Source organism: Streptomyces sp. NPDC102406 (assembly GCF_044765725.1).
Lineage (GTDB): Bacteria > Actinomycetota > Actinomycetes > Streptomycetales > Streptomycetaceae > Streptomyces.
This window is the reverse complement of the sequence record NZ_JBIWKP010000003.1, coordinates 504,341-524,140: the sequence shown is the minus strand read 5'-3', so window position 1 is coordinate 524,140 and position 19,800 is coordinate 504,341. Positions and strand designations below refer to the sequence as shown.

Sequence of the window (19,800 nt, the reverse complement as noted above, 5' to 3'; positions counted from 1 at the left end):
GTGAAGGAGCACGACGAGGTGATCAAGGTGGGCGCGGAAGTCGCGGAGGCGGTCGAGGTGCGCGCGGCGCTGGTGCGGCTGCGCCGGGGCACGGGGCTGCCCGTGGCGTTCGGCGGGCTCACGCCGAGCGCGGGCCAGGTGCGGATCGCCGAGCTGAGCGGCGCGGCGACGAACGCGCTGCGCGGTCTCGCCGTGTCGGCGGGCAGCGGCCTGGGCGGCAAGGCCCTCAGTCTCGCCAGGGCGTGCGCCGTCACCGACTACCAGGGCTCACGCCACATCAGCCACGAGTACGACGCCGCTGTCGGGGCGGAGGGCCTGCGCTCGGTCCTCGCGGTGCCCGTGGTCGTACGCCGCCGGGTGCGCGGCGTGCTCTACGGGGCACTGCGCTCGGCCCAGCCGCTGGGTGACCGGGCGCTGGACGCGGCCCTGGCGGCGGCCCGCGACGTGGAGCAGGCGTTGGTGGTGCGGGACGAGGCGCGGACGCTGCTGGCGGCGGCGAACGTCCCGGTGGGTGGGGGCGCCGGGGCGTGGGAGGAGGTCCGCGAGGCGCACGGGGCCCTGCGGGCGCTCGCCCCGAAGATCGTGGACCCGGCGCTGCGGAGCGAACTGCTCGCGGTGTGCGGGCGGTTGGCGTCCGCTTCGGCGCCGCCGGTCAGGGAGGCCGCGCCGGTGCTCGCGCCGCGTGAGGTGGATGTCCTCGTGTGCGTGGCGGCCGGCGCGACGAACGCGGCGGCGGCCGAACGGCTCGGGCTGCGGCCCGAGACCGTCAAGGGGTATCTGCGCGCCGCCATGCGGAAGCTGGGGGCGCACACACGGGGTGAGGCGGTGGTGGCGGCGCGGCGGGCGGGGCTGCTGCCGTAGGGCCCCGACCGGGGCCCGGCCCGGGGCTCACGTCCGTACGGTGCCGAAACCCACGGTGACCGGTCCGGGAGCCTCCAGCACGGCGGCGGTCAGTTCGGCCTCGGCGACCAGTTCCTCGCGCTGGGCGCGGGTGAGGGGGCCGAAGGGTTCGAGGGTGAGGGCGGTGCCCGCCGGGGTTTCGGTGAGCGTCCACAGCCCGGCGAGCATCCCGTCGACGAGGAACGTCAGGTAGGCGGTGTTCACCCGCCAGTTGCGGCCCCGGTCCGTCTCGCGGATCACCCGGGTACGGTCGGCGTGCGACAGGAGCAGGTTGTCGAACTCGGCGAGCAGGCGGGGCGGCGCGGGCGTGTCCTCGTCGGGCCGCGGCGCGTCGGGCAGGTCGAACAGCTCGACGCCGTGCTCGTCGCGGAACGTCACGAGCCGGGGGCGCAGCCGCTCGAATGCGTCCTTGGTGCGGGTCAGCCCGGACCACTGCTGGAAGTCCTTCACGGAAGCGGGCCCGAAGGCACGGAGGTGGCGCAGGACGGTGTCGTCGGGGGCGGGCGCCGGCCGGGTCCGCCGCCCCAGCCAGTGCTCGGCCGTGGTCAGCCGCACGCCGCCGCTCTGGCGCCACAGCCCGCGCGGGGTGACCTGGACGAGGGGCAGGGAGCAGCGGGCGGCGATGGTGAGGGCCTGCGGGTCGGCGTCCGGCCACTCCTTCAGGAGCAGTGCCCTGAGCTGCCCGGGCGTGCGCGGCTCCTCCTCGACGTACGCCCGCGTCAGCTCGGCGAGCCGCTCCAGCTCCACCCCCGTCAGCCCCTTGCGGAACATCCGCACCTCCCGCTCGCGGGCGGCCTGGACGAGCGGGCGCACCACCATGGCGTCCTCGGCGGTGTGCAGGTGGATCGTGGACCGCAGGGTGACGATGCGGACGACGCGCCGCTCCTCCAGCGCGGCCGAGAGGGCGGCGGGCGTGAAGCCGTCGAGGCGGGCGGCGAGCGCGAGGTAGGGCGGCCGGACCTCCTGCGCCTGGAGGCCGACGAGATGGGCGACGGCCTGTTCTGCGGTCATGGAGCTGCGCCGCAGCAGCAGTTGCCGCTCCAGGGTGGCGCGGCCCAGGGCGCGTGCGGTCATCGGCTTCGTCGTCATGGGGGGACGGTAGCGGGGATCCAGGCCAGGCGCTGTCCTCAACGGCGACCGGGGAGCATGGCGAGGGCCCGGGAGCGCTGCGCGACGAGGTCGGCGTAGGTGCCGTCGCGTTCGGCCCAGCGGTGCATGCGGACGCCCTCGACAAGGATCTCGTGCGGGGTGGGGCTCTGTGCGAGCAGGCTCATGACCTCGGTGGCGAAGTCTTCGAGGGGCAGTGCGTGCGGGTTCACCTTCTCCTGGCCCGCCGAGGCGACGGCCGGGGGGACGAGTTCGACGACGCCGACACCGGTGCCGTCGAGCTGCGCGCGCAGCGCCTCGGAGTAGGCGTGCACCGCGGCCTTCGAGGCGGCATAGCTGGGCATGGGCGGGAACGGCAGGAAGGCGATGCCCGACGTGACGGTGACGAAGGTGCCGGCGCCCCGCCCGATCAGGTGCGGGGTGAAGGCGTCGATGACCCGGATGGTGCCGAGCAGGTTGGTGTCGATGGTCGTCGCCGCCGACGCGAAGTGCGCGGGGTCGCGCAGGTCCTCCAGGTGCATGACGCCCGACATGGTCACCACGGTGTCCAGGTCGGGGTGGTGGGTGAGGACGGCGTCCCGGGCGGCGGTGACGGAGGCGGTGTCGGTCACGTCGATCTCGTACGTGCTGACGCCTTCGTCGGCGAGTTCCGCGAGCGCCTTCGGGTTGCGGCCACCGACGGCCACGGTGCTGCCCGCGGCGGCGAACCGCCGCGCCAGTTCCCGGCCGATGCCCGAGGTCCCGCCGACGACGAGGACGGTGCGGTGGGAGAGGTCCATGAGAGCTGCCCTTCGATACGGGGTCGATGAGCCCTGTCCGTCGCGGACAGCGCTCTCGCAGTCTCGGTCGCCTCCACCGGGCCGGACAGAGCCCCCGTTTCCCCTGGTCCTGCCAGGGCCCCCGCTACGGCACCCGCGCCGCCGTACGGTGTCCGTATGAAGGATGACGCTTCCGGCAACCGGCTCGGCAGCTACCTGCGTGCCCGGCGCGAGCTGGTCTCCCCCGCGCAGGCGGGGCTGCCGTCCGGTGGCAGGCGCCGGGTGCCGGGCCTGCGCCGCGAGGAGGTCGCGCTGCTCGCCGGCATCAGCCCCGACTACTACCTGCGCCTGGAGCGGGGGCGGGACAAGAACCCGTCGTCGCAGGTGCTCGCGTCGCTCGCGCGCGTCCTCGGCCTGGATGACGTGGAGCGGACGTATCTGCTGGGCCTCGCCGCCGCGCGGCCGAGGGCCCCGCGCCGCATGCGGCCCGAACACGTGCCGGCGCGGGTGCACGAGCTGCTCGCCCACCTCCAGATCCCCGCGTTCGTGGAAGGGCGCGCCTTCGACGTACTGGCCTCGAACCCCATGGCCCTGGCGCTCTCACCGCGCCTGCGGCCCGGGGAGAACCGGCTGCGCTCCCTCCTCCTCGACCCCGAGGAACAGGCGTTCCACCAGGACTGGGAGCGGGCCACCGCCGATTTCGTCGCCGCACTGCGCACCACGGTCGGCGACGACACCGACGACCCGCGGTTCGTGGAGCTGGTCGGCGAACTCGCCCTGTCGAGCGGGCGGTTCCGTACTCTTTGGGCCCGGCACGACGTGCGGGCGCTCGACGGGGGCACGATCACGGTCCACCACCCCGTCGTCGGCGATCTGCGCCTGCACCGGGACAAGCTGCCCGTCGACGACGTGATCCTCGTCGTCTACTACCCCGACAAGGACAGCGACAGCGACGAGAAGCTGCGGCTCCTCGCCGCGCTCCACGGGACCGCGTCCGACGACGCGGCGCAGGGCAGGCCGGCGGACCATCAGGGCTGATCCGGTCCCCGGATACCGATGATCCATCACACGGATACCGGGACCCCGCGGCACCGCCCCGTCAGGACGGCCCTTCGCCGTCTGCCCGCGTCTCCGCCAGCCGCCTGCCGACCCGGGCCGCCGTCTCGCGGAGCCAGATGTGCGCGGCGTCGTGCGTGTGCACCGGGTGCCACCACATGGCTTCCTGGAGGGGGACGGCCTCGTACGGCGGGTCCAGGACGCGGACCGCGGCGAGCGGGGCCATCAGCCGGGCCAGCCGCGCCTGGATCAGGGCGATCCGCCGGGTGCCCGCGACCAGCAGGGGCAGGAGCTGGAAGCTGTCGACGGAGACCTCGACGCGGGGCTCGACGCCGAGCATGCCGAGCTGGCGGACGGCCGGGGCGTCGTAGGTCCGCTGGTAGGTGACCCAGGGCAGCCGGGCCAGGTCCTGGCGGGTGAGCCGGTCCTCGACGCTCGGGTGGTCGTCGGCGACGAGGAAGACCCAGCGGTCGTCGTACAGGTCGGTGGCGGGGAAGTCGCTGATGACGCCGTGCGGCATGAGCAGTCCGTCGACGGCGCTGAGCAGGGTGGCCGTGTCGTCCACCACGGTGGGCGGGGTCTGCGCGAAGCGGAGCCGGATGCCGGGGGCCTCCTCGTGGACGACGCGGGCGAGTTCGGTGCCGAAGACGGAGACGGCGTAGTCCGACGCCACGAGTTTGAACTCGCGGCTCTCCCGCGCCGGGTCGAAGTCGGCCTGACTCGCGAAGAGGCGCTCCAGGACGTCGTAGGCGGTGGAGGTGCGGTCGAGGAGCACCTGGCCGAGCGCGGTCAGTTCGTAGTGGCCGCCGACGCGCGCGAGCAGGTCGTCGTCGAAGTGGCGGCGCAGCCGGGCCAGGGCGGCGCTCATGGCGGGCTGGCTCAGCCCGACGCGCTGCCCGGCGCGGGTCACGTTGCGCTCCTCCAGCAGGGCGCGCAGCGCGACGACGAGGTTGAGGTCCAGGCGGGCCAGGTTCACGGGCTTTCCTTGGCTTTGCGGCGTGCGGGCGGCGCTGACCAGGAGGAATCTGTCGGCTGGATGGCGCTCATCCACACAATCTATTTCCCTGATCACCGATGGCGGGTCCAGATTAGTCCCACCGCAATCAGGAGGACATGTCCGTGAAACCCGCCCCCGCGTCTCCCCTCTTCGCCGGCCCCTTCGCCCTGGCGACGCTCTCGGCCCCGGACGGGCCGCAGTTCCCCGCTCTCGTCACCCCGGACGCCCACGTCGTCGACCTGCGCCGCGCCCTCGGCGACGAGCGGCTGAGCGTCGGCCGGCTCCTGGCGGACTGGCCGGCGGTGCTGCCGCGGCTGCGCGCCCTGGCCGACGACGGCGGCGTGGCGCGCAGGCCGCTGGCGGAGTTCCGGGTGCACGCGCCGGTCGAGCCGCGTCAGGTGTTCCAGTCCGGCGCCAACTACCGCCAGCACGTGATCGATCTGCACGTCGCGCACCGCGCCCCCGGCGACGACCGGCCGGAGGAGGAGCGGCGGGCGGAGGCCGCGGAGATCATGGACCGGCGTGCGACGGAGGACCTGCCGTACGTCTTCATCGGTCTGCCGAGCGCGATCACGGGCCCCTACGACGACGTGACGCTGCCCGCCTGGGCGAAGAAGCCGGACTGGGAGCTGGAGTTGGCCGCCGTGATCGGCCGTCCCGCGCACCGGGTGTCGGTCGAGGAGGCGCTGGAGTACGTCGCCGGGTACACGATCGCCAACGACCTGACCGACCGCGCCACCGTCTTCCGCCGCGACATGCCGCAGATCGGCACCGACTGGCTGCGCAGCAAGAACGCGCCCGGGTTCACCCCGCTCGGCCCGTGGATCGTGCCGTCCGAGTCGATCGCCGACACCGGCGACCTGCGCCTGGTCCTGAAGCTCAACGGCGAGACCATGCAGGACGAGTCCACCAAGGACATGATCTTCGACGTGGCCCGGATGGTCTCCTACGCCTCGCAGTCGGCCCGGTTGCTCCCCGGCGACCTGGTGCTGACCGGCTCCCCCGCGGGCAACGGCATGCACTGGGGCCGGCTGCTGCGCGACGGTGACGTCATGGAGGGCTCCATCACCGGGCTCGGTACGCAGCGCACCCGGTGCGTGGCCGAGGAGGCGTCATGACGGTGCTGGACCGCGAGGACCCCGAGGGCACGATCGCCGGGGCCGCCAAGGCGTACTCGAACTGGGGCCGTTGGGGCGAGGACGACGTGCTCGGCACCCTCAACTTCCTCGACGAGGCCAAGCGCCGCGAGGGCGCCGCGCTGATCCGACGGGGCGTCAGCTTCTCGCTGTCGCAGCGCTTCGACATGGACGGGCCGCAGAGGGGCTGGCGGCGGCGGACCAACCCGGTCCACACCATGCTGGACACCGGCACCGACGCGGCCCTGGGCAACCAGGGTTTCCCGCACGGGCTCGGCGGCGCCGACGACGTGATCGCCATGCCGCTCCAGTGCTCCACGCAGTGGGACGGGCTCGGCCACATCTTCGACCACGGCAAGGCGTGGAACGGCCGGGCGGCGGCCGAGGTCGTCACCTCCGACGGTGACCTGGTCACCGGCATCGAGCACATGGCCCCGCACGTCGCCGGGCGCGGCGTCCTGCTCGACGTGGGCCGCGTCGTCGGCGAGGACGGCGAACTGCCCGACGCGTTCGCCGTCACCGAGGAGCACCTGGTCGCCACCGCGCGGGCGCACGGGGTGACGGTCGGCCGGGGCGACATCGTGCTGGTCCGCACCGGGCAGTTGACCCGGGTGCGGCGCGAGGGCTGGGGCGAGTACGCCGGCGGTCCCGCGCCCGGCCTGTCGTTCACCTCGGCGGGCTGGCTGCACCACACCGAGATCGCCGCGATCGCCACCGACACCTGGGGCTTCGAGGTGCGGCCCAACGAGTTCACGCACGCCTTCCAGCCCCTGCACCAGGTCGCCATCCCCAACATGGGCCTGCTCATCGGCGAGATGTGGGACCCGGACGCGCTGGCCGCCGACTGCGCGGCGGACGGGGTGTACGAGTTCTGGCTCACGGCCGCGCCGCTGCCCATCACCGGCGCCGTCGGCTCGCCCGTCAACCCCATCGCCGTCAAGTAACCCGCACCACCCCGCGGAACAAGGGAGTTCCCCCATGAGCACACCCCGCACGGTCCTCGTCGTCGGCGGCGGCGCGGCCGGCAACGCCGCGACGATCCTGCTGCGCCGCGCCGGGATCGCGGTCGACCTCATCGAGGCGAAGGACGACTGGAACGCCACCGCCGGCTCCGGCATCACCCTCCAGGGCAACGCCCTGCGCGTTCTGCGCGAACTCGGCGTGTGGGAGCAGGTGCAGGCGTCCGGGTACGGCTTCTCCGCCGTCGGCATCACCGCCCCCGACGGCACCGTCCTGCACGTCGCGGAGGATCTGCGCACCGGCGGCGACGACCTGCCCGCCACCGTCGGCATGCAGCGCCCGCGGTTGCAGCGCATCCTGATCGACGCGGTGCGGGCGAGCGGTGCCGGTGTCCGGCTCGGGGTCCGCGCCACGGCCCTGGAGCAGGAGGGCGACGGCGTCACCGTGACGTTCAGCGACGGCACCAGCCGCCGCTACGACCTGGTGATCGCCGCCGACGGACTCGGCTCCGCCACCCGCGCGGCCGTCGGCATCACGGACAAGCCCGAACCGACCGGCATGGCCATCTGGCGGGTCGCGGCGCCCCGCCCGGCCGGCGTGACCCGTACCGACCTCGCCTACGGGGGCCCGGCCTACATCGCCGGGTACTGCCCCACCAGCGAGGACACGCTGTACGCGTACGTCGTCGAGGCGAACAGGGACCGCAACTCCATACCGACCGGCTCGTACGCCGAGGAGATGCGCTCCCTGGCCCGGCACTACGGCGGTCACTGGCCGGAGATCACCGCGCACATCACCGACCCGGCGCAGGTCAACTACACCTGGTTCGACCGCATGCTGGTCGAGGGGTCCTGGCACCGCGGCCGGGTCGTCCTCGTCGGCGACGCCGCCCACTGCTGCCCGCCCACACTCGCCCAGGGCGCCGCCCTGTCCATGGAGGACGCCTGGGTGCTCGCCCAGATGCTGACCACCTCCGACACCTGGGACGACGTGCTGTTCCAGGCCTACTACGAGCGGCGCGTCACCCGCGTACGCCCCGTCGTCGACGCGTCCGTGCAGATCGGGCAGTGGCAGCTCGACGGGGTCCGCGACGCCGATGTCCCCGCCCTGATGGGCCGCACGATGACCATGCTCAGGGAGCTGCCGTGACCACCACCGAAACACCCACCGTGGATGTGCACGCCCACGTCCTGCTGCCCGAGGTCGAGGCCCTGGTGGACGGCGCCCCCGGGCTCGCCGAGGCCCGCGCCCTGGACGCCCGGCGCAACGGACCCGCCGCCCTCGCCGTCAGCGGCCCGATGGTGCGCGAGCGCATCCCGCGGATGACCGACGTGAGCGTGCGGCTCGCCGCGATGGATGCCCAGGGCGTCGACGTCCAACTGGTCAGCCCCTCCCCCTCGCACTACCACTACTGGGCCGGGGCGGAGACGGCCGAGAAGGTGTACCGGCTCGCCGACGAGGCGACGGCGGCGCACTGCGCGGCGGCCCCCGACCGGCTGCGCGGCCTCGGGCTCGTCCCGCTCCAGCACCCCGACCAGTGCGTCCGGGCCCTCGAACACGCCCTTTCCTGCGGCCTGTTGGGGGTGGAGATCTCCAGTCACGCGCCGGGCCGCGAGTTGTCCGACCCCGCGTACGAACCGTTCTGGGCGAAAGCCGAGGAGACCGGCGCGATCGTCTTCCTCCACCCCTTCGGCTGCACGCTCGACGAGCGCCTCGACCAGTGGTACCTGTCCAACACGGTCGGCCAGCCCACCGAGAACGCCGTGGCGCTGTCGCACCTCATCTTCTCCGGGGTACTGGACCGCCACCCCGCGCTGAAGATCGTCGCGGCGCACGGCGGCGGCTATCTGCCCACCCACATCGGCCGCTCCGACCACGCCTGGACGGCCCGCTCCGACGCCGGTGCGGGCTGCGCCCACCTGCCCAGCAGCTATCTCAGGCGCCTGTACTTCGACTCGCTCGTCCACGACCCCTACGTGCTGCGGGAGTTGGTGCGGGTGGCGGGCGCGGACCGGGTACTGCTCGGCTCCGACTTCCCCTTCGACATGGGCACCGAGGACCCCGTCGGCGCCCTGCGCGCCGCGCGCCTGTCCGACGCCGACCTCCACGCCGTCCGCGGTGGCAACGCGGCGGCTCTCCTCTCGGAAGGACCGACCTCATGAGCAACCGTCTGCTCACCCACCTCCGCCACGTCGACCTGGCCGTGCCGGACTACGACAAGCAGCTCGACTTCTACTCCGGCGTCTGGGGCCTGACCGAGGTCGCCGAGGACTCCGGGATCTCCTTCCTGGCCGCCGAGGGCTCTCCCGAGCAGTACGTGGTGCGGCTGCGCAAGGCCGAGGAGAAGCGGCTCGACCTCGTCTCGTACGGCGCCGCGAACCCGGCCGACGTGGACACGCTCGCCGAGCGACTGCTCGCCGGAGGCGTGCAGTTGATCTCGCGGCCCGGCAAGGTCGACACCCCGGGAGGCGGTTACGGCTTCCGTTTCTTCGACGTCGACGGCCGCACCATCGAGGTCTCCGCCGACGTCGAGGTACGGCAGCACCGCAAGATCGAGGAGAAGGAGGCGATCCCGGTCAAGCTGTCGCACGTCGTCCTCAACTCCCCCGATCTGAACCGGACCCGGGAGTGGTACGAGCGGCACCTCGGCTTCGCGCTGTCCGACACCCTCAGCTCGCCGCACATGGGCGAGGTCATGCACTTCATGCGGATCAGCAATCAGCACCACTCCATGGCGATCGCGCAGGGCCCGCACACCGCCCTGCACCACGTCTCCTTCGAGATGCGCGGCCTCGACGAGTACATGCGCGGCTCCGGCCGGGTGATGCGGGCCGGGTTCAAGAAGATCTGGGGTCCCGGCCGGCACATGGCGGGCGACAACACGTTCACCTACTTCCTCGACCCGCACGGCAACACCGTCGAGTACACGACGGAGCTGGAGCTGCTCGACGAGGACACCTGGCACCCGCACGTCTACGACTTCTCGCAGCCCGAGGTCACCGACCAGTGGGGCACCGCCAACGCGATGAACGAACTCATCGCCAAGGAGTCGTTCAACGACCCCGACCGCGGCGTGTTCGTCGCCCCGCCGGTCTGATCCCACCCCGAGTTCCGGGGGCGCGGCGGCCCTGTCATGCCCTGACTCACACCCCCCGCGCCCCCGGTGCCCCCGCGCCAGGAGCCCGTATGCGATTCGCCACCTACGAACATCACCACCGCACCCGCGTCGCCGTCGTCGAGGCGAGCGAAACGAGATCGGGGTCCCCCCGGCCGGAGGCTGGGGGAGGCACCCTCTACCCCGTGCCCGGCGCCACCTCGCTCACCGAGCTGATCCGGGCCGGCGGCGGACTGCCCGCCCTCCTCGACGCCGGGGCCGCCGCGCTCGACATGCCGCCCGGTCCGCACGTCTCCGAGGTGCGGCTGCTGCCCCCGCTCCAGCCGTCCTCCGTACGGGACTTCGTCGCCTTCGAGGAGCACGTCGAGGGGGTGCGCCGCTCCGTCGACGGGGTGAGCGGCGTGCCCGAGCAGTGGTACGCGGCCCCCACCTTCTATTTCACCAATCCGCACGCGGTGTTCGGCCCGCACGAGGACATCCCGGTGCCGCCGGGCTCCACCGCCCTGGACTACGAGCTGGAGGTGGCCGCCGTCATCGGCCGCGAGGGCCGCGACCTCACCCCCGAGCAGGCCCGCGACCACATCATCGGCTACACCGTCTTCAACGACTGGTCGGCCCGCGACCTCCAGTCCGCCGAGATGAAGGTGGGCCTCGGCCCGTGCAAGGGCAAGGACACCGCGACGACGCTCGGCCCCTACCTGGTCACCGCCGACGAGCTGGAGCCCCACCGCGATGCCGAAGGATTCCTGCGCCTCGCCCTCACCGCCGAGGTCAACGGCCAGGTCACCGGCAAGGACCTGCTCTCCAACATGAGCTGGACCTTCGAGGAGATGGTGGCCTACGCCTCGCGCGGCACCCGCGTCGCCCCCGGCGACGTCCTCGGCTCGGGCACCTGCGGCAACGGCGGCTGCCTCGCCGAGCTGTGGGGACTGCGCGGCGAGCAGAGCCCGCCGCCGCTGAAGCCGGGCGACACGGTCACCCTCACCGTCGAAGGGATCGGCTCCGTCTCCAACACGGTCGTCGCGGGCGCGGCCCCGCTGCCGATCCCGGTGGGGCGCCGCCGCGGCCGGGAGCGGCCGTGAGCGACCCGCGCCCCAAGAGGCTGCTCGGCAAGGTGGTGGTCGTCACCGGCGCGGCCCGCGGGCAGGGCGCCGCCGAGGCGGCGGCGCTCACCCGGGAGGGCGCGCGGGTCATCGCCACCGACGTCGCCGAGGCGGACGGCGTCCGGCACCTCGACGTCACCGACGCCTCGCAGTGGGCACAGCTCGCCGCCGCACTGCGGGAGGCGTATGGGCAGGTCCACGGGCTGGTCAACAACGCGGGCGTCACCTGGCGGGCCCGGATCGGCGACGTGAGCGCCGAGGACTTCGCCCGCGTCCACGCCGTCAACGTCACCGGCCCGCTCCTCGGCATCCAGCACCTCACCCCGCTGATGCCGCCCGGCGCCGCCATCGTCAACGTCGGCTCGTCGGCCGCGCTGACCGCCCACTACCCGGTCGCGTACACGGCCAGCAAATGGGCGCTGCGCGGCCTGTCGAAGACCGCGGCACTCGAACTCGGGCCGCGCGGCATCCGCGTCAACACCGTTCACCCCGGCTTCATCGAGACGGAGATGACCGCGTCCGCGGACCCGGCCTTCCGCGCGAGCAACCTGCGCGAGACCCCGCTCGGCCGCACCGGCACCGTCGACGAGATCACCCCGCTCGTCACCTTCCTGCTGTCGGACGACGCCTCGTTCATCACCGGGGCCGAGATCCCCGTCGACGGCGGTTACACCGCGCACGGCGGCGCCAAGTCGATCTCCGACGCCCTGCAGCAGCAGCCGGACGCCTGAGGCGTCCGCGGCGACTCCCCTTCGAAAGGACCCGTACCACCGTGGACAAAGTCATCGGCAGCGCCGCGCAGGCGGTCGCCGACATCCCCGACGGCGCCTCCCTCGCCGTCGGCGGCTTCGGCCTGTCCGGCATCCCCGACGTCCTCATCGCGGCCCTCCACGCGAAGGGTGCGGGCGGGTTGAGCGTCGTCTCCAACAACTGCGGCGTCGACGACCACGGCCTCGGCGTCCTCCTCTCCGCCGGGCGCATCGCCCGCGTCACCGGCTCCTACGTGGGTGAGAACAAGGAGTTCGCCCGCCAGTACCTCTCCGGTGAGCTGGAGGTCGAACTCACCCCGCAGGGCACCCTCGCCGAACGCCTGCGCGCGGGCGGCGCGGGCATCCCCGCCTTCTACACCCCGGCCGGCGTCGGCACACAGGTCGCGAGCGGCGGACTGCCCTGGCGGTACGCCCCGGACGGCACCGTCGCCGTGGCCTCCCCCGCCAAGGAGACCCGCGACTTCGACGGTCGTCCCCACGTCCTGGAGCACGGCATCCGCACCGACTTCGCCCTGGTGCGCGCCTGGCGCGGCGACCGCCACGGCAACCTCGTCTTCCGGCGCGCCGCCGCCAACTTCAACCCCCTGGCCGCCATGGCGGGGCGCGTCACGATCGCGGAGGTCGAGGAGCTCGTCGAACCGGGCGAACTGGCCCCCGACGCCGTCCACCTCCCCGGGGTCTTCGTCCAGCGACTGGTGCGCCTCACCCCGGAGCAGGCCGCCGCCAAGCGGATCGAGCGCCGCACGCTCACCACGCCCCCGACGCCCCCGACGCCCCCGACCCGAGAGACGGTACGTTCCTGATGTCATGGACCCGCGACCAGATGGCCGCCCGCGCCGCCGCCGAACTCACCGACGGCTCCTACGTCAACCTCGGCATCGGCCTGCCCACCCTGATCCCCGGCCATCTCCCGGCGGGCGTGCATGTCGTCCTCCACTCCGAGAACGGCATCCTCGGCACCGGCCCCTACCCCACCGAGGACCAGGTCGACCCGGATCTGATCAACGCGGGCAAGGAGACGGTCACGGTGCTTCCGGGCGCCGCGTTCTTCGACTCCGCGCTCTCCTTCGGGATGATCCGCGGCGGCCACATCGACACCGCCGTCCTCGGCGCCATGCAGGTCTCCGCCCGCGGTGACCTCGCCAACTGGATGATCCCCGGCAAGATGGTCAAGGGCATGGGCGGCGCCATGGACCTCGTCCACGGCGCCCGCCGCGTCATCGTCCTCATGGACCACACCGCGAAGGACGGCAGCCCGAAGGTGCTGCGGGAGTGCGCCCTGCCGCTCACGGGCGAGCGCTGCGTGGACCGGATCATCACCGACCTCGGCGTCCTGGACGTCACCGACGACGGCCTCGCCCTGGTCGAGACGGCGCCCGGCGTCACCGTGGAGGACATCGTGGCCCGCACCGACGCACCGCTGCTCCTGCGCAGCACCGCGACGGCTTGCTAGTGGCCCGGCTTCAGAAGGCGTAGCGGATGCGCAGCCACGGCGCGTGTTCCGCGACCAGTTCGTGGAGCCGGGTCAGGGCCTGTCGCTTGACCTCCAGGGCGTAGCGGACGTTGAGGGCTCCGTTCTGGGAGCGCTTCGTCTCCTGGAGGTCCGGCTGCCACAGCAGTTCCTCGGCGCGCGGGTGCCAGCCCAGGTTGACCTCGTGGAGGGGTTCGTTGTGGGTCAGCATGATGATCTCGGCCGCCGCCTGTTCCTTCACCCGGGCGGGCAGGACGTCGTCGAGGTGGGTGAGGAGATCGGCCCAGTCGCGCTGCCACCCGGGGCGCAGGACGACGGGCGAGAGGTTGAAGTGGACCTCGTACCCGGCGTCGAGGAAGTCGGCCGCGGCGGCGATCCGTTCGGGGACCGGGCTGGTGCGGATGTCGAGGAGGCGGGCGTCGCCGGGCGGCATGACGGAGAACCGCACCCGGGTGCGCCCCCGCGGGTCGAGGGCGAGCAGGTCGGGGTTGACGAACTTGGTGGCGAAGGACGCCTTGGCCGTCGGCAGGGTGCGGAACGCGGCGACGAGATCCGCGGTGTTGTCGCTGACGAGGGCGTCGACGGAGCAGTCACCGTTCTCGCCGATGTCGTAGACCCAGGCCTGGGGGTCGCACTGGTTGGGTTCCCGCTTGGGGCCCTGGGCCCGTACGTGGCGCCGGACGTGCGCGACGATCGCCTCGATGTTGGTGAACAGGGTGATGGGGTTGGCGAAGCCCTTGCGGCGGGGGACGTAGCAGTAGGCGCAGGACATCGCGCAGCCGTTGGAGGGGCCGGGGGCGATCCAGTCGGCCGATCTGCCGTTGGGGCGGGTGGTGAGCTTGTGCTTGACGCCGAGGACGAGCGTCTCGGTCTTGATGCGGACCCATCGGTCGATGTTGCCGTCGTTGCCGTGGAGCGCGGGGATGCGCCAGTGGTTGTCGACCTCGATGACGCGTACGTCGTCGCGCAGCCGGGCCATGATCTGCCGGCCGCGCGGGGAGTCGAGGGCGGCGGGTTCCGCGTACACCTCGCGCACGTCGAGCATCCGGCGGGCCTGCGGGCTGTCCCGGAACGGGCTGTGCGCCGCCGGTGCGGGGGCGAGGTCCTGCCAGTCGAACAGGGTCTCCTGCCCGGGCTGTTCCGCGGCTGATCCCGTCGGCTGTTCCACGTGCTGTGCCTTCCGTGCCGAAAAGGGCCCGATCTGTCCTCGCCGATCAAAGCGCACGAGGTCGCGCGACCGGCCCCGCACACGCCGGACGCCCGTCCTTCTTCGGGAACACCCGTGCGATCATGCTGCGGCGGCGACCGGCCGAGACAGGACCGGCCGTCGGCCGATGGCGTACAGAGCGGCGGGAAGAGCAGCGTGGACGCGGGTGGGGACAAGGACGGCCCGTCCGTACCGGACGAGGAATGGGGGCGCTTCCTCAGGGAGTCGGATCTGCCCGGGGACATCGGCGCGAGGACCGGCACCGCGGAGGTCTCCGAGGGCGACTCGGACAACGGCTGGCTGGTCGCCCGGCGCGGCAACGTCGCCGTCGCCTGCGTCGTGGAGCAGGGCGTCACGGGCGGCGGCTCGGCCGGCCCGATCCTGCACAGCCCGCTGTCGGCGATGCCGGGCGACCCGTCCTGAGTGCCTGCCTTCGAGGGCCGGGCTCTTGCGGCCGGTGCCGCCCGGCGGGTCCTCAGAGCTGGAGCGCCTGGGCGAGGGCCGCTCCGGTGAAGGCTCCGCCCAGGCCCGCGGTGACGCTGACCACGACGTTGGCCAGCGCGTACAGGCGCGGGCCCGTCTCGGCGAGCCGCAGGGTCTCGTACGAGAACGTGGAGTACGTCGTCAGGGCGCCGCACAGGCCCGTGCCGAGCAGGAGCTGGAGCTGGGCGGGGGCGGCGCCCGCGGCGACCGCGCCCGTGACCAGGCCGAGGAGCAGGGAGCCCGCGACGTTCACCGCCCACGTGCCCCACGGGAAGACCGTGTCGTGCCGGGCCTGGACGACGCGGTCGGTGACGTACCGCAGGGGCGCGCCGACCAGGGCGCCCGCGATCACGAGGAGCCAGTTCACCGGGGCCTCCGTCCGACGAGCGCGCGCGTGAGACGGGTCCCGGCCCACACCGCCGCGAGAGCGACGCACACGGTCAGCACCAGGTAGCCGAGCGCGGTGCGCGCCTCACCGAGGTCGGTCAGTCGTCCGATGTCGACGGCGTACGTGGAGAAGGTGGTGAAGCCGCCGAGGACGCCGGTGCCGAAGAACGGGCGGACGAGACGGTGGCCCTCCCACACATCGCTGATCAGGACCATGAGGACACCCATGAGGGCGCAGCCGACCGCGTTCACCCCGAGGGTCGTCCAGGGGAAGGCGCCGGTCGCCGTCGGCCACAGGAGCGACGCGCCGTAGCGGGCCGAGGCGCCGAGGGCGCCGCCGAGCGCGACGACCCCGAGCACGGGCCCCTGACCGCGCCACGCCACCGGGCGCGGCGCGGCGGTGGCAGTGGCGGCCCGGGCGGGGGCGGGCCGCTCGATGTCGGGGCCTGCGGGTTCGTCTCGCATGGGCGCGCGGGCCCCTTCCACGGGTGCGTCTCGTTCTCGGCGGGGCCTGCCACCCGCGCGGAGCAGCCTACCCGCGCCCCCGCCACCGCACCGGCTCCCCTATTGCCAGACCCTGAGGTAATCGACGTACATCGTGGAGTGCCAGTCGAACGTCTCGTCGTGGACCGAGCCGTCCGCCCAGCCGTCCAGGACCTCGTGCGAGAGGATCGGGAACTCCGCCACCTGGCTGACGAGCCGGGGGTCGGTGACGGTGCGGACCACGGCCCCGTCGTACAGGAACGTCAGTCGGGTGGGGGTCCAACTGAGGCCGAACGTGTGGTACCAGGTGCTGTGCAGCCCGGGCGCCTCGGCGACGGTGCCGGACGACTTGTGGTCGGCGCCGTAGCCGTCGTAGTGCAGCGTCACGGAGTACTTGTCGGCCTGGTAATTGGTCTCCGTGACGTCCATCTCGGCGCCGTCGCGCGCGGTGCCGTCGACCACGCCGCCGGGGGTGAGGCCCGCGTCGGCCTGGAGCCACAGTGCGGCCAGGTGCCCGTTGGTGGCGGCCGGGGTGTGGATCCTGGCCTCGATCGTGCCGTACGTGTAGTCGAACTTGCCCTGGCTGTCGATCCGGCCGCCCGCGTACTGCCCCTCGGCGAGCTGTTTCACGTCGATGGCGAGGGCGCCCGCGCCATCGGTCCGGACTCCGGCCGGTTTGTACCACCAGCGGTCGGTGCCCGCCGCGCCGGAACGTTCCTGGTCACGGGCGGTCCAGCGGGCCGCATCGAGCGTCGCGCCGTCGAACTCGTCGCTGAACACCAGGGTCTGCGCGGCGGCGGTCGCGGTGCCGGTGCCCAGCGGCTGGACTCCCGCGGGGGTCGCGGGGTCGATGAGTCCGGCCGCCTGCCCGGCGTCCTGCCGGGCGGAACCGGCGGCGTGCGCGGGCAGGGCGCCGAGCAGAGCGCTCGCGGCCAGCAGGGCGATCGCCGTCATGGTGGTTCGGTCGCGCATGAGCCCGCCCTCCGCTGTCGCGTTCCCTCCGGCAGAAAACGCTTTCACGGCGAGTCATGGTGCAAGCGGGACGACGACGCGTCAAGGGGCCGCGCACGTGCGGAAGTTGTGCACGTGCGCGGCGGTAACCGATTCCACTCCTGGTGGTGCGTCCTCTCAGAGATCGCCGCCGAGGCCGCTGGTCACCACGTAACTGCATTGCGTGTAGGTGTATCCGGGCTGGATGGTGCCGCCCGCCGCGCGGCTGCGGGCCGTGACCCGGGAGCCGCCCGGCTTGTGCAGGAAGTGGTACGTCCCGGCCGGTAGCCGCAGCGTCTTCTTCGGGTACGACGTGCCCGCCTTGCACGCCTTGCGACTGCCCTCGGCCTCGGTGCGGTACGTCGAGCACGAGTCGCAGCCGCCGATGGTGAGACGTCCGGTGACGGGTCCGGTGTACAGGATCTCCACGGGGTCGGGCCCGTCGTTGCTGATCACCATTTGCATACGGGCGCCGCCGGGCGCGTGGGCGGGCGGCAACCGGTCGCCCGCGGCCGGGCGCTGCGCGGCGATCTCGGCGGCGACGGCGACCTGCCGGGCCCGTGCGCCGCGCTTGTCGTTCTTGTACGTGCCCGCGAAGTCGGTCAGCGTCTTGCGGGCGTCCGCGAAGCTGCCGTCCTTGAACTGGTCGATTCCGCAGGCGTAGTTGCCGTCGCGCACGGCCCGGTCGACGTCGCCGCCCAGTTGCGCGGGGGCGGGCGCGGGCAGGGCCTTCGCGGTGTCGCCGATGCGGCGCAATTCGTCGGTGGCGCGGCACGGTTCGGCGCCGGACAGGTCACCCGTACGTCTCGTGACGGCGGCGCGCACGGCCGGGGCCACCTCGGCCGCCTGCGCCGACTTCGGGAACGTACGCAGGAGTTGACCGAGTTCGCCGCCGCGTCCGTCGCCCCCGGTGGCGCCGAGTCTGCCGGTGCCGCACTTCAGGAGGGACACGGCGAGGGGTTTGTCGGGCCAGGTCGCGAGGGTTCCCAGGACCTCGCGGTCGATGGACCTCGGCACGTCCCGCAGGAAGGCGAGCGGCTGGAGGGCCGCGCAGTGGTCGGCCCTCAGGTACGGGGTGGCCACCGCCTTGTAGTAGGCGTCGAGGCTGTCGTGGACGCGGTGCGCGGCGCGGGAGCCCGGGTGGTCCTCGGTGAGGGAGCGGTAGCGGACCAGGGCCGTGCGGTAGTCGGCGCGCGCCGGGGCGAACTCCTGGGTCGCGGCCCGCTCGACGAGGGCGTCGGTGGCGGCGAGCCGGTCGAGCAGCATCTCCTCGACGGCGTCGTCCCGCAGCCCCGTGTACGCGACCGCGCCCCCGGCGGGCACCGCGAGCAGGACGACGGCGAGGGCGACGATCGCAAGGGGCTTGGTGTGCAGGGTGGTTGAGCGGGTCGGCTGATTCGGCTGATTCGGCTGGTTCGGCTGGTTCACCGGGGCGCGGAAACCGCGGCGGGCGCCGTCCGCCGCCGCGATCAGCAGCAGGGCGAGGTATCCGGCGAGGACCTGCCCCGGTACGCCGTCCGGGTCGGCGGGCAGCGCGACGACGAGCAGCGCGGCCGTGCCCCCGAGGCACAGCGCGGCGAGCAGCCACCGGCGCAGGAACACGTAGCCGAGCCCCAGCCCGGAGAGGTTGAGCAGCCCGACGGCGAGCGCCCGCACCGGATCGCCGGGCCCCGCCGCCGACTCGGGCGGCCCGCCGAGCACGGTCGGCGGCGCGGGAGGCGTACCGGGTGGCGGCGGCGCGCCGGGGGTGTAGGCGGGGGGCGCGGGAGGCGGCGCCTGGAACGGGGAGGGCGGCGGACCTGCGGGGGGCGGCGTCTCGCTCGACGGCGCCGCGACCGGCGGCTCCCAGTGCGGCGGCGCGGCGGGCGGCGGGCCCGCGGGCGACGAAGCCCCGGCCGCCGACGCCGACGCCGTGGACGACATCTCACTCGTCGGCACAGCCCCGCCCGGCGCCCCCGTCCCCGGTGACATCTCCGGCGGCGGCCCGAACCCGGCTTCCGCTCCGGACGGCCCCGCCCCGGCGGGCTTCGCGTCCTCGGTCCGTTCGGCGCCCTCGGTATTTCGCTCCTCCGGCGGGCGGTGGCCCGTGTGTCTGTCCTGCCGCGTCCCGTCGTCGGACGTATCCCCCGGCCACCCCATCGCGGTCCCCCAACCGTCAAGCATCACATGCCGGTTGACACGATCCGGGGCCGCGGCGGACCTGTCAATCGGGCGTCTTACGTCAACTCCCTTTACGTCCGAACACTTGACACCCTCACGAGGCCCCTTTCAACGCAAGTCTTGAATCAAGCACGTCCCGACGCGCCATCGCCACCCGCAACCGGAACCTCCGGAGGGAATCTTGCGTCACTCCACTCACTCGCTCACCCATTCGTCCGCCCGGGGCCGCGGAGGACGGGCCGCGCTGCTCACCGTCTGTGCCCTCGCCGCCGGGCTGCTCCCGCTCACCACCGCCACGGCGCCCTCGGCGACCGGCTCGGCGACATGGACGGGCTCGTCGCCTCCTGGCTGCCGGGCACCGAGGGCGACGACGTGGCCGACGTGCTCGACGGCAAGCGGCCGTTCACCGGGCAGTCGCCCATCAACGTGGGCGACTCCTCCTACGACCCGCAGTTCCCGTACGGCCACGGGCTCACGACCTCGACCAAGGCGCCGGGCGGCGCATCCACCCTCCATGCGCTCGCGCTCGCCACCCGGCACGTGCGGGACGCGGGGCGACAGGATCACGGCCGCCTGGGCCGAACCGTTCGCCGAGGCCGACCATCCGGCCTTGACCGGTGACTACGCGGGAGCGCTCGCCAAGCTGCTCGCCGCCTATCGGGACGCCTGAGCAGAACGGCAAAACCGCAGGCCAAATGGCTACACACCCTGCGTATA

The 19,800-nt window shown here is 73.2% G+C and carries 19 protein-coding genes and 2 pseudogenes; 13 read left to right on the top strand and 8 right to left on the bottom strand.

Annotated features, from left to right (window positions below):
• Nucleotides 1–27: 27 nt before the first annotated feature.
• Complete coding sequence (locus tag ACIRF8_RS16330) at nt 28–861, top strand: response regulator transcription factor (RefSeq protein WP_404215911.1); 834 nt, start codon at nt 28–30, stop codon at nt 859–861.
• A 27-nt stretch (nt 862–888) separates the two neighbouring features.
• Here the strand turns inward: ACIRF8_RS16330 and ACIRF8_RS16325 are convergent, their stop codons facing one another.
• Nucleotides 889–1,989: a winged helix DNA-binding domain-containing protein gene (locus ACIRF8_RS16325; protein WP_404215254.1), complete on the bottom strand. Its 1,101-nt coding sequence runs from the start codon at nt 1,987–1,989 to the stop codon at nt 889–891.
• Nucleotides 1,990–2,027: 38 nt separating this feature from the next.
• Complete coding sequence (locus ACIRF8_RS16320) at nt 2,028–2,786, bottom strand: SDR family oxidoreductase (protein ID WP_404215252.1); 759 nt, start codon at nt 2,784–2,786, stop codon at nt 2,028–2,030.
• Between the two features lie 156 nt (nt 2,787–2,942).
• Here ACIRF8_RS16320 and ACIRF8_RS16315 point away from each other — a divergent pair, with 156 nt between their 5' ends.
• Complete coding sequence (locus tag ACIRF8_RS16315; RefSeq protein WP_404215250.1) at nt 2,943–3,803, top strand: helix-turn-helix domain-containing protein; 861 nt, start codon at nt 2,943–2,945, stop codon at nt 3,801–3,803.
• A gap of 61 nt (nt 3,804–3,864) precedes the next feature.
• On the opposite strand, the gene ACIRF8_RS16310 is transcribed toward ACIRF8_RS16315, so the two are convergent.
• Nucleotides 3,865–4,797, bottom strand: coding sequence for a LysR family transcriptional regulator (locus tag ACIRF8_RS16310; RefSeq protein WP_404215248.1), 933 nt, complete (start codon nt 4,795–4,797; stop codon nt 3,865–3,867).
• Nucleotides 4,798–4,934: 137 nt separating this feature from the next.
• Between ACIRF8_RS16310 and ACIRF8_RS16305 the strand changes: the two genes are divergently transcribed.
• The 9 genes from ACIRF8_RS16305 (at nt 4,935) to ACIRF8_RS16265 (ending at nt 13,355) form a co-directional block, all read left to right on the top strand.
• Complete coding sequence (locus ACIRF8_RS16305; RefSeq protein WP_404215246.1) at nt 4,935–5,936, top strand: fumarylacetoacetate hydrolase family protein; 1,002 nt, start codon at nt 4,935–4,937, stop codon at nt 5,934–5,936.
• A complete protein-coding gene (locus tag ACIRF8_RS16300; protein ID WP_404215244.1) occupies nt 5,933–6,898 on the top strand; it encodes a cyclase family protein in 966 nt (321 codons plus the stop codon). Before ACIRF8_RS16305 ends, ACIRF8_RS16300 begins: the two co-directional genes overlap by 4 nt.
• A gap of 34 nt (nt 6,899–6,932) precedes the next feature.
• A complete protein-coding gene (locus ACIRF8_RS16295; RefSeq protein WP_404215242.1) occupies nt 6,933–8,063 on the top strand; it encodes an FAD-dependent oxidoreductase in 1,131 nt (376 codons plus the stop codon).
• Nucleotides 8,060–9,076 (top strand): amidohydrolase family protein, encoded by a 1,017-nt coding sequence (locus ACIRF8_RS16290; protein WP_404215240.1) that lies wholly within the window; start codon nt 8,060–8,062, stop codon nt 9,074–9,076. Before ACIRF8_RS16295 ends, ACIRF8_RS16290 begins: the two co-directional genes overlap by 4 nt.
• Nucleotides 9,073–10,011 carry a VOC family protein gene (locus ACIRF8_RS16285; RefSeq protein WP_404215238.1) on the top strand — a complete coding sequence of 313 codons (939 nt, stop codon included), beginning with the start codon at nt 9,073–9,075 and terminating at the stop codon, nt 10,009–10,011. Before ACIRF8_RS16290 ends, ACIRF8_RS16285 begins: the two co-directional genes overlap by 4 nt.
• Nucleotides 10,012–10,100: 89 nt before the next feature.
• Nucleotides 10,101–11,111 (top strand): fumarylacetoacetate hydrolase family protein, encoded by a 1,011-nt coding sequence (locus ACIRF8_RS16280; RefSeq protein ID WP_404215236.1) that lies wholly within the window; start codon nt 10,101–10,103, stop codon nt 11,109–11,111.
• On the top strand, nt 11,108–11,863 hold the full coding sequence (locus tag ACIRF8_RS16275) for an SDR family NAD(P)-dependent oxidoreductase (protein WP_404215234.1): 756 nt from the start codon (nt 11,108–11,110) through the stop codon (nt 11,861–11,863). Before ACIRF8_RS16280 ends, ACIRF8_RS16275 begins: the two co-directional genes overlap by 4 nt.
• 41 nt (nt 11,864–11,904) lie before the next feature.
• The gene (locus ACIRF8_RS16270; protein ID WP_404215233.1) at nt 11,905–12,705 is read left to right on the top strand and encodes a CoA transferase subunit A; all 801 of its coding nucleotides are present in this window, start codon (nt 11,905–11,907) and stop codon (nt 12,703–12,705) included.
• Nucleotides 12,705–13,355, top strand: coding sequence for a CoA transferase subunit B (locus ACIRF8_RS16265; RefSeq protein WP_404215232.1), 651 nt, complete (start codon nt 12,705–12,707; stop codon nt 13,353–13,355). The genes ACIRF8_RS16270 and ACIRF8_RS16265 overlap by 1 nt, the downstream gene beginning before the upstream one ends.
• A gap of 10 nt (nt 13,356–13,365) precedes the next feature.
• Here the strand turns inward: ACIRF8_RS16265 and ACIRF8_RS16260 are convergent, their stop codons facing one another.
• On the bottom strand, nt 13,366–14,541 hold the full coding sequence (locus ACIRF8_RS16260; RefSeq protein ID WP_404215230.1) for a spore photoproduct lyase family protein: 1,176 nt from the start codon (nt 14,539–14,541) through the stop codon (nt 13,366–13,368).
• Nucleotides 14,542–14,805: 264 nt separating this feature from the next.
• On the opposite strand from ACIRF8_RS16260, the pseudogene ACIRF8_RS16255 reads away from it, so the two are divergent.
• Nucleotides 14,806–15,003 (top strand): annotated as a pseudogene (locus ACIRF8_RS16255) (penicillin-binding protein); the annotation flags it as partial.
• Between the two features lie 52 nt (nt 15,004–15,055).
• Here ACIRF8_RS16255 and crcB read toward each other — a convergent pair.
• The 4 genes from crcB to ACIRF8_RS16235 form a co-directional block, all read right to left on the bottom strand.
• Nucleotides 15,056–15,430, bottom strand: a complete 375-nt coding sequence (crcB, locus tag ACIRF8_RS16250; protein WP_404215228.1) for a fluoride efflux transporter CrcB — start codon at nt 15,428–15,430, stop codon at nt 15,056–15,058.
• A complete protein-coding gene (locus tag ACIRF8_RS16245; RefSeq protein WP_404215226.1) occupies nt 15,427–15,915 on the bottom strand; it encodes a fluoride efflux transporter FluC in 489 nt (162 codons plus the stop codon). The genes crcB and ACIRF8_RS16245 overlap by 4 nt, the downstream gene beginning before the upstream one ends.
• Before the next feature lie 99 nt (nt 15,916–16,014).
• Nucleotides 16,015–16,905 carry a family 16 glycosylhydrolase gene (locus tag ACIRF8_RS16240; protein WP_404215224.1) on the bottom strand — a complete coding sequence of 297 codons (891 nt, stop codon included), beginning with the start codon at nt 16,903–16,905 and terminating at the stop codon, nt 16,015–16,017.
• A gap of 156 nt (nt 16,906–17,061) precedes the next feature.
• Entirely contained in the window at nt 17,062–18,846 is a 1,785-nt protein-coding gene (locus ACIRF8_RS16235) for a hypothetical protein (RefSeq protein WP_404215222.1), read from the bottom strand.
• Between the two features lie 540 nt (nt 18,847–19,386).
• Here ACIRF8_RS16235 and ACIRF8_RS16230 point away from each other — a divergent pair.
• A pseudogene (locus ACIRF8_RS16230) lies at nt 19,387–19,753 on the top strand (glycosyl hydrolase); the annotation flags it as partial.
• Nucleotides 19,754–19,800 lie beyond the last annotated feature (47 nt).